Here is a 9,380-nt window from a genome sequence, read left to right on the forward strand (position 1 = left end):
GAACCTAGAACCTAGAACCTAGAACCTAGAACCTAGAGGGAATTTTATGAAACTTGAAGATATCCGTCGTGAGTATTTGCAAGATGCTCTGAGCGAAGAGAATTTACTTGATGATCCATTCAAGCAATTTGAAACCTGGCTTGAGCACGCGGTAGCAAGTAAACTGCCAGATCCAACGGCGATGGTGGTGGCAACGGTTGATGAAACCGGTCAGCCTTCGCAACGTATTGTGTTGTTAAAGCATCTTGATGATAACGGGTTTGTGTTTTTTACCAATACCGGCTCGCGTAAAGCACAAGAGCTTAAAGGCAATAATAAAATCTCTTTACATTTTCCGTGGCACCATATGGAGCGCCAAGTGATTGTTTATGGTGAAGCACAACCACTGCCAACTTCAGCGGTTGCCAAGTACTTTTTGTCACGTCCCAAAGAAAGCCAGTTAGCTGCATGGGCTTCAAAGCAAAGCCGTCCTGTATCATCGCGTAAAGTGTTGATGGAAACTTTTGCTAATATGAAAACCAAGTTTGCTAAAGGCGAAATACCATTGCCAGATTTTTGGGGGGGATACTGTGTTGTGCCAACAAAAATTGAGTTTTGGCAAGGTGGTGCACACCGCCTGCATGACCGTTTTATATATCAGCGACAAGCTGATAACAGCTGGCAAATAACACGTTTAAACCCATAGTTTATTATGGCGTTTATTGATTCCCACTGCCATTTAGATTTTACTGAATTTGATGCCACCCGCACCAAGCTAATTCAGCAATGTCAGCAGCTGGGGATCGAAAAATTGATCGTGCCGGGGATCACTTTGGCACAATCTCTTTCTTTATGCGCTTTTGCTAAACAGCATTCTGCAGTGCGCATCGGTGCAGGTTTACATCCTTACTTTTTAGCAGAATATCACCACAGTCATTTAGCCAAACTGACTGAGTTTACTGTGCAACATCGCCAGCAATTGGTCGCTATTGGCGAGTGTGGCATTGACCGCAGTATTGACGATATTGTTTTGCAAACTCAGATATTTGAGCACCATATCGACCTAGCTAATCAGCTTGAATTGCCATTGATTGTGCATCATCGACAAAGCCATGACCTTATTGCACAGTCATTTAAGCGCTGTAAGCCAAAATATGGTGGTGTTATACATGCTTTTTCAGGCTCATTACAACAAGCACAGTATTATATTAAACAGGGTTTTAAACTCGGGGTGGGCGGGGTGATCACTTATCAGCGAGCACAAAAAACACGTTCCGTTGTTGCTCACATAGCACCGGAGCACTTACTACTTGAAACAGATGCACCTGCAATGCCGTTAGCGGGCTTTCAAGGACAAATAAACACGCCGTTACAGTTACCCTTGGTGTTTGAGCAGTTATGCCAATTAAAGCAGATCACAACGCCTTATAAGGCAGGTTTTCAAAAGCAGCTTTATGATTCGTGCTCAGAACTTTTTCGGATATAACGATTTACTTGCCAGCGCTTTAAACCACGGCCTAATTGCCAAGTAAAAATACAGGTTATCACTAGCATCAGTAATACTTGGCGGCCTAAGTCATGAAAGCTGCTATGACTGGTTGCTACTGCTGAGCGGGTCAAGTAAGTTATTGCAACAAATCCTAGAGGGCGGTCGTCATCACTGATTATCGGTTCAACAAACGGGGTTTTAAGTTTACTAATACCCGGAGTGGAGTTGGGCAGCTTACCTAAAATATGGTGAGCTTGCCAATTATCACTACTGGCGATAAGTATGCCTTGCTGATCATAAATCGTTGCAGCCAGTACAAATTCATCTTTGCTTATGCTGTTACATAAGGCTGTTAATTCAGGTTTGTTTTTTTCAAGTAGCGGCGTTTTGGCATTGAGAGCCATAAAACGAGTTAAGCTTTTTGCTGTGCTGTCGGCACTATCATAAAGCAACTGGTGACTTTGAAAACTACCATTAACAGCAACCCAAGTCAGCAATACAAAGCATGCCGCAGCAATACTTAATCGTACTAGGCGTTGCCTAAGAGATGCTGAAATAGGGTTTTTAAGATGGTTATTTTTCATAGTCACCGTTTACGCTGCTGACAGCTTTTGTTTTTGATGTTACAACTAAGCGTAACTATAACCTTAAATCCCCCTTTATGGCGAATTAATACCAATCGACTTAAATATTTAGCTTTTCTAGCGTGCTAAATAAAGCGCTAACGGCGTTATAAATTTTATATGTAGAACAACTACATATAAAATTTATGCCTTGTTATCACTCTATTTATCCGTCGCTATAAATGGCCAATAACCCAACACGATTGATATAATTGTTATTTTACAGGGGAGACATTAGTATCATTTTTGGAGTTATCATGACATTGGAGCGCTTTGCGAGCCTTTCATCAGAGCAGTTATCGGCACAGTTGTCGTTAGGTATGTGGTATCACTATCAAGATGCTTTATTAGTACCAACAAGCTTACCAACTGATCCGCAAGGAATGTTTAGTATTGCTTTTGCAGGGGACTTTAGCGGCCAACAACTAGCTAATATAACTAACTTTTTAGCTCAGCAGCAGTTTATTGTCAGTGCATTTTGTCGTTATCAACCAGAGCCAAACTTAAGCCCCGCACTGTGTTTTTACAGCGAGACACCAAGTCCAAGCATTAATCCTTTGGTACTGAATGAATTTTCCCATCCATTGGGATTTCAACTTGTACAAGTTAGTAAGCCACCGCTTTTAACTAAGCCCGGTTTATTAGTCATGGATATGGACTCAACCGCCATTACGATTGAATGTATTGACGAAATCGCAAGGCTTGCTGATGTATATGATGATGTCGCTGCGGTAACCGCACAAGCGATGGCTGGTAAGTTAGATTTTAGGGAAAGCTTACATCAACGAGTCGCTAAACTTGCGGGTATTGAGCAAAGCTTAATTGATGAACTAAAAAATAGTTTACCATTAATGCCAGGGATCAAAGCGCTATGCCAAGTGCTAAAGCAGCATAATTGGTATTTAGCCATTGCCTCAGGTGGCTTTGTGCCGTTTGCTGAACAAGTGCAAAAACTGCTTGAACTAGACGAAGTACATGCCAATGTTTTGGAATTTAAAGATAATAAGTTAACAGGTAAAGTGCTAGGCACGATTGTTGATGCGCAGCAAAAAGCCGTGGTGTTGGGTCAATTACAGCAACGATTAAATTTACCTACGCAACAAACAGTGGCGATTGGTGATGGTGCGAATGATTTAACCATGATGGCTGCGGCAGGACTCGGTGTTGCCGTACACGGTAAACCTAAAGTTGTTGAACAAGCCCAAGCCGCAATTTGCCAAGGCTCGCTATTACAATTGTTATATTTACTAACTATTCCTGCTGTTAAGTAACAGATTTAAGTTAGCCGTTTAAGCCAAATCTGTTTACGCTTATTCATTTGTTCTACCAGCTCGGCGGTAAAGTCCAAATGACTAAGCGTTTCATCTGTTACATCAACCATGTCACCAACACCTGTGACTGCCCACAGTGCCTCTTCAAGATCTTTTGCTTTATGCAATGCATATTGGCTTACGTATTTTAGTTCGTTAGATAAATAATCAGTATCAGGGCGGCCAGTGCGTGAAATATAAATACGCATTATAAAGAGCAACTCAGATTTAAGACCTTTCTTTAAAAAGAGTAACTGTGGGGCATAATCTTCGCCAGCACTGCACTTGCTTTTTATAGCGTCTTCAATGGTTGATTTTTTAGGATCGAAACGAATAAATAAAGTGAAAGGTAACGGTGGATCTTGACGGCTGCGATCTTTTATAAGCGGTGTGATCACGTCATTGAGCTGCTCTGGCGATAAAAAAGCATCAATACTGGTGGTATTATTAAGCAAGCCATAGTTTTGTAAAATGATATGCAATGGGCTAGGGTACAAGCCTTGACCGATAGCTCCTGTTTTAAAATGTGTAGCTTCTTTATGTAAATAAAACGGAAATTGACAAACACTTTTAGTTACCATATTTCGCAGCGCTGTCGATAATCCTGGCACCTTTGGCGCTTCTTCAGATACTTTTAATTTATCTTTATTATTTTCAATTAATTGCGTAAAAAACTTTACCCCTTCGTGTGGGTTATCAGCAATACGTAAGGCTTTTAAGTTGATAGTGGTGAACGATTTACTGACCGCCATCACTTCGTATTTTAATTTACTCAGCGTGTGCTTTTTGGTTATTTTTTGCAGCTCAGGCAAGCTTAATTCAACAACTTCACCTTTTTGAAAAGTAACCGGTTGGTCACACTCAATTTGCAAACCCATCACCGAAAAATCACGACTATGAGCGGTATGTGTTTGCTCATCCTGAGTTGTTAATACTACATCTGTTTTATACAAGTAGCGTTTATGTGAGCGCAGATTTACATACTCTAAATCAACGGTTTCAAGCTTTGGTGGGGTTTTATGTTTACCGTGACCAAAGCGCTTGAGCTGATTAACTATACTTTTGTCGTAACTAAAGCTTTGGTAATGGGTTTGTTCAGCGTCTGTTCCTACAGCGGTTAAAATCACAAGATATTTTACGTCTTTGATCATTCCTTGTACGCGAGGCGTTGGTGGCTTGTTCAATTTTTCAATATCTTTGCCGGCGGTATTTGGCAAGCTCAACGGAATATATGAATCTTCAGGATGGCTTGGCATTAACTGTACTTTAAAGCATTGCCAGCTTTCTTTTTGACTACCAAAACCAAAAAATAATGCGCTTAATTGCGGCTCTGCAGTCAACTCAGTGCGCGTTGCTGAGTAATAATATACTTTTCCAGCAACCACGTGCGTAAAGGTATATAAATACTCTTCTTTAACTGGGGCTGGGTTACTTAATAACTGAGCTAAGCGTTGCTGATTTAAAATGGTGTATAAACATGACAACTTTCGCTCATCACAAAAATAACGCTGAATAAAGATATTGTTTTCAGTGGTCAGCACTAAACTTGGGTAGAGTTTATCGTTTTGCAAACTAAAAAAAGTAAATAACGAGGTAACACGGGGAATATAATACTGCTCATAGCCTTTTGAGACGACTGCATCTAAGGTGTTATCTAAATTTACTTTATAACGACGCTTATTGCCGTGAATAAAACTTTCTAAAAACTCATCAAATTTTTCGTTATTTTCTATAAAAGTACGTTTTAAGCGAATGTGATTAAATTCCGAAGAGATTTTCTCAACTGCAACAACTTCATATTGAATACCATTTTTTAAACCTAATTCAAAATCTTGCTCAAGACCAACTAGGCGCAGTCCTAATAACTGCCCTTTTTTGACTTGATAGCGCGGTGAGAGCTTTATTTTTGCGCCACTTAAAGAGATATCTGAGGTGGTTGCTGCAATGGTGTTATCTTTGCTGAGTTCTACAGTGATTTTGATTGAATAGTTCATCCGTTCTTCACGGCGACTTTCATAAGAGGCAAATTTAATAACTTGGCAATCTAATTTTTGTTCATTCTGTAATTCAGGTTGCTTAGCTTGTTCAGCAGCTTTTTTTTGCATTACACGGTGGTTATTATCGGTGTTCATTACTGCTTCGTAAACAGCAAGGGTATAACCACCATGACGTTCTATGGCTTGTTCAAATACCGCAATGGCGGTTTCATCCATAAAGTGTTGTTTGCCTTCATACTCATAAGGTTTAACTTGGCCTGTTACTTGGCCGCGTAAATCAATAAAGCGGGCGATAGGTTGTGACAAGCGCGACATTTCCATCTTGATCAAGAACTGCTCAGGTTTTGTTAAACCCGCTGTCTTCGATTTAAAGATCGTGTCAAATTTGGCATTACCTAAATATGATTTAAGCTCATCAACTAAACTTTCATATTTAAGCAGAGTGTCTTCAGTCATTTATAAAACCATCACCGTCTATTCTAAAAAGTTGGTATACTGCACATGTATTTACACACTCACTTGGTTGCTGGTTCGCAGCATGTGGGGTGTAATGAGTTACCATCTTTAATTTTTATTATTATGAGATTGCCAAATAAATGGCTCATTACTTTAGTTTATTAATCAAAAAAGCCCAAGCTCAAAAGATTAAGCAAAAAGTATGCCCTAAAGTAAAAGTGATAAACCTTGCTTTTTTATATATCTCGATTGTGGCGTTGAATTGCCTTATTGGCAAGGTCAATATTCAGCGCACCATAACGCAACCAATAAATTAAAGATCATCCTAGTATGGACATAAATGATTTCAAAATGACGAAGGTAGGCAAAAGTTAATGGCAAAAGCGGCAAAAATAGAGTTTGTTTGCACCGAATGCGGAATGAACTACCAACGCTGGCAAGGACAGTGTCGCTGCGGCGCATGGAATACCTTAGCCGAATTTAAGCCCTCAGCAGGGCAAACTAAAAAAGCAGCAACGCGCAGCGTTGTTGGCGGCTATGCTGGTGGCGTTGGCGGTGGCTCGAAAAAAATTAATGACATCGCAACCACCGAAGCCGAAAAGCAACTAACCGGTATTGGTGAACTTGACCGAGTATTATCAGGTGGCGTGACCACAGGTTCTGTGAATATTATTTCTGGCGATCCCGGAGCAGGTAAAACGACTTTATTATCGGATTTAGTCGCGCGCATGTCACAGCGGATGCCATCACTTTACTGCACCGCAGAAGAGTCGTTATCGCAATTTAAAAACCGTGTTAATCGCTTAAAACTCGATTACAACCCAGACGAATTGTATTTGTTATCAGAAACCAGTGTTGAAACCATTATCGAAGAGCTTGAAAAAAATAACATCAAGTTTGCAGTAATCGATTCTATTCAAGCAGTTGTTACTGATACCGCAAACGGCAGCCCAGGCTCACCGTCACAAGTTAAAAGTGCCGCGCAAGCGCTTACACAGTACTGCAAGCAAAATGACGTCACTATGTTTATTATTGCCCACGTAAATAAAAATAATGAAATAGCGGGGCCGCAAACTTTAGTGCATATTGTTGATGCGTTATTACATATCGACACGAACGATGGGCAAATACGTACCTTGCGCGCCAATAAAAACCGCTTTGGTGACATTGATACTGTAGGCATTTTTAGAATGTGCGAACGCGGTATGCTAAGTGTTGATAACCCCAGTGAAATATTTTTATCGGGATCAAGTACCGACTCACCCGGTTCAACCATTACTTGTATTCGAAAAGGTAACCGCAACTTGTTGCTCGAAATACAATGTTTAACCACCGAAACCGAGGCGGAGTTTCCACAGCGAGTGTGCGTAGGTTTAAATATGAACCGAATAAAAATGCTCACTGGTATTTTACGCAAGCACACTAAAACCAAAATCTTTCATGATACGTTTTTTAATATTGTTGGCGGGCTGAGAATTGATGAAACCGAAACCTGTATCGATTTAGCCTTAGTGACTGCCTTACTCAGTAGCTTAAATGAGTTTGTTGTACCGCGTACCACCTGCATAATGGGGGAGCTGAGTTTAAACGGTGACGTACGGCCAATCGACAGTGGCGTGCCACGCGTTAAAGAAGCTGCCCAACATGGTTTTACCGAAATATTTATTCCATTTCGTAATTACCATAAATCAATGGAAGGGCTGGGCGCTAAAATAACCCCAGTTAAAACAGTGCATGAACTGCTAAGTTTAATTAATTAGCCACGCTCAAAAAAGTGCAAATCAATTTGCACTTACTTATGCTAGGCCTTATCAAAGGTATTATTGAATGATACGCTTAGCAAAATCTTAAGTCTAAAGCCGTTAGAGACTAAGCTAAATAACAACGGTGATAATAGAAATCGTAATAAGGAAATAGAATGAAAAAACTCGCAATTGTTGCTGTTGTTGTCGTTGCGGCTATCGGTGGTGTTAGCTATGCAAATCATGCACTGACTCAAGAAGTTAAAGTAGAAGTTGATCGTCAGCTTGCATTAATGAGCCAGCAAATGGGTGTTACAGCCAGTTATGAAGATATTTCGGCCAGCGTGCTTGGGCAAAGTGTTGAAATATCAAATATGCAAATCACTGGGTTTGATCAGCAGCCGGTTGCTAATATTGCGAGCATTGAAGTGGCGGGATACGAAGTAGATAAAATTGCTCCTCGTACCGAGTTGAGCATAAAAAACTTTACCTTCAGTGAGCATTTTTTAGCGCAGTTACCACCAGACGCTAACAATAAACTCGCTGCTGCTAGTTATGATCTTCATACATTGATGAACTATGATGAAAAATCAGGTGATAGTGATATCGACTTTGCGCTTAATGCTAAAAATATTGTAGGCCTTAATTTTAACCTCGGTCTAGCAAAGTCAACCGCATTGATGAATGCTTCATTGGCGCTGAGCAAAATGCAGCAACAACTAGGTAGTCAACAGCCGACTTTAGAGCAGCAATTACAGCAACAAACCTTACTAATGGAGGCGCTTGCAGAGCTTGAACCACGCAGCATCGAAATTGCCCTCAATAACGAAGGTGAATTTAAAGCACTCGTCGAACAAACGCTTGAAAAGCAAGGTATGACGCTGGAGCAAATGCAGCAAATGGTCAACATGCAGCTACAACAAGCGCCAGTCAGCGAGGCGCTGAGTGAAGCGATTAAAAACTTCACGCAAGGTTTAAGCTCATTAACCGTGTCAGCAAGCTTGCCAGAAGGGCAAACCATGACCGAAATTAACCAACAGATCTTCACCCTAATGGGGCAACCAGAAGAACTGGCAGAGTTTATAAATTTAAAAGCGAAGGGCGAATAGCTCTTAGAGCTATAAGTTGTATGCCTTAAGCGGTAAGTTTAAGACAAAATACAGTTTTGAGTTATTTTAAAGCGCGAGTTAATCTCGCGCTTTTTTATTGGGGATTCGGGTTAGGGACTAGTATTTAGGCGCTAGGAACTAGGAAAAACCAAAGCAGGTCGGCGTAAAATTTATTATCGTAGGTTGTGGTTCAGAGCAACGAAACTCAACGGTGAAAATTAAAGTTTAGAGATGGTTTCAAGTGGGAAACTGACGTTGATATAGGTTTAGGATAATAACTCATTGAATAATCAAGCTGTTGTTTGCTCCCATATTCAGGAAAATGAGCGACACGCGTGTCTTTATCTGCTTTATTTTCCTGTATTCATAAACAGTTTTTGAATTTTTTTTCAACAACTCGCGGGTTTATTTCTTGTGATTTACAATAACAAAATAACAACAAAGATAAATCCCTTGATTTACATTTAGATACAGAGTTAGACTCAAAGTATTAAAAAACTCAAAGGATTTTCTGTCTGCAACTTGTGGGTTTAGATCCTTTGAATAAGCTGTTGAGGCTGTAGAATTACTCTTTCTAGGAACTGATTTTACATATTCGGCTTGATTGTTTTCTAACCTTGAATCTACCTGTCCGCTGTGATCTAATAGATATTATTCACCCACGGTAAATTGTTA

General features: G+C 40.2%; 7 protein-coding genes. 5 read left to right on the plus strand and 2 right to left on the minus strand.

All coding sequences use genetic code 11. The annotated features are described in order from the left end of the window. The first annotated feature begins 46 nt into the window (after nt 1-46). Together pdxH and H5187_RS22000 are read left to right on the plus strand one after the other, a co-directional pair. Nucleotides 47-685: a pyridoxamine 5'-phosphate oxidase gene (pdxH, locus tag H5187_RS21995; RefSeq protein WP_145235507.1), complete on the plus strand. Its 639-nt coding sequence runs from the start codon at nt 47-49 to the stop codon at nt 683-685. 6 nt (nt 686-691) lie between these two features. Beyond that, nucleotides 692-1,465, plus strand: a complete 774-nt coding sequence (locus H5187_RS22000; protein ID WP_182759226.1) for a TatD family hydrolase — start codon at nt 692-694, stop codon at nt 1,463-1,465. On the opposite strand, the gene H5187_RS22005 is transcribed toward H5187_RS22000, so the two are convergent. Then, the gene (locus H5187_RS22005) at nt 1,432-2,052 is read right to left on the minus strand and encodes an AhpA/YtjB family protein (protein ID WP_145235511.1); all 621 of its coding nucleotides are present in this window, start codon (nt 2,050-2,052) and stop codon (nt 1,432-1,434) included. The genes H5187_RS22000 and H5187_RS22005 overlap by 34 nt on opposite strands. A gap of 296 nt (nt 2,053-2,348) precedes the next feature. On the opposite strand from H5187_RS22005, the gene serB reads away from it, so the two are divergent. Further along, nucleotides 2,349-3,362 (plus strand): phosphoserine phosphatase SerB, encoded by a 1,014-nt coding sequence (gene serB / locus H5187_RS22010; RefSeq protein ID WP_182798368.1) that lies wholly within the window; start codon nt 2,349-2,351, stop codon nt 3,360-3,362. 5 nt (nt 3,363-3,367) lie between these two features. Here the strand turns inward: serB and H5187_RS22015 are convergent, their stop codons facing one another. Continuing rightward, nucleotides 3,368-5,854, minus strand: coding sequence for a PilZ domain-containing protein (locus tag H5187_RS22015; protein WP_182719607.1), 2,487 nt, complete (start codon nt 5,852-5,854; stop codon nt 3,368-3,370). 374 nt (nt 5,855-6,228) lie between these two features. Between H5187_RS22015 and radA the strand changes: the two genes are divergently transcribed. Further along, entirely contained in the window at nt 6,229-7,614 is a 1,386-nt protein-coding gene (radA, locus tag H5187_RS22020) for a DNA repair protein RadA (protein WP_145235514.1), read from the plus strand. Nucleotides 7,615-7,772: 158 nt separating this feature from the next. Continuing rightward, nucleotides 7,773-8,705, plus strand: coding sequence for a hypothetical protein (locus H5187_RS22025; protein ID WP_182785350.1), 933 nt, complete (start codon nt 7,773-7,775; stop codon nt 8,703-8,705). Nucleotides 8,706-9,380 lie beyond the last annotated feature (675 nt).

The sequence above is a fragment of the Pseudoalteromonas sp. SG44-1 genome, from assembly GCF_014164315.1.
GTDB classification, from domain to species: Bacteria; Pseudomonadota; Gammaproteobacteria; order Enterobacterales; family Alteromonadaceae; genus Pseudoalteromonas; species Pseudoalteromonas rhizosphaerae.

Bases quoted from the DNA above. Each gene is read 5' to 3' on its own strand.
- pdxH (WP_145235507.1), top strand. From the start codon at position 47: ATGAAACTTGAAGATATCCGTCGTGAGTATTTGCAAGATGCTCTGAGC.
- H5187_RS22000 (WP_182759226.1), top strand. From the start codon at position 692: ATGGCGTTTATTGATTCCCACTGCCATTTAGATTTTACTGAATTTGAT.
- H5187_RS22005 (WP_145235511.1), bottom strand. From the start codon at position 2,052: ATGAAAAATAACCATCTTAAAAACCCTATTTCAGCATCTCTTAGGCAA.
- serB (WP_182798368.1), top strand. From the start codon at position 2,349: ATGACATTGGAGCGCTTTGCGAGCCTTTCATCAGAGCAGTTATCGGCA.
- H5187_RS22015 (WP_182719607.1), bottom strand. From the start codon at position 5,854: ATGACTGAAGACACTCTGCTTAAATATGAAAGTTTAGTTGATGAGCTT.
- radA (WP_145235514.1), top strand. From the start codon at position 6,229: ATGGCAAAAGCGGCAAAAATAGAGTTTGTTTGCACCGAATGCGGAATG.
- H5187_RS22025 (WP_182785350.1), top strand. From the start codon at position 7,773: ATGAAAAAACTCGCAATTGTTGCTGTTGTTGTCGTTGCGGCTATCGGT.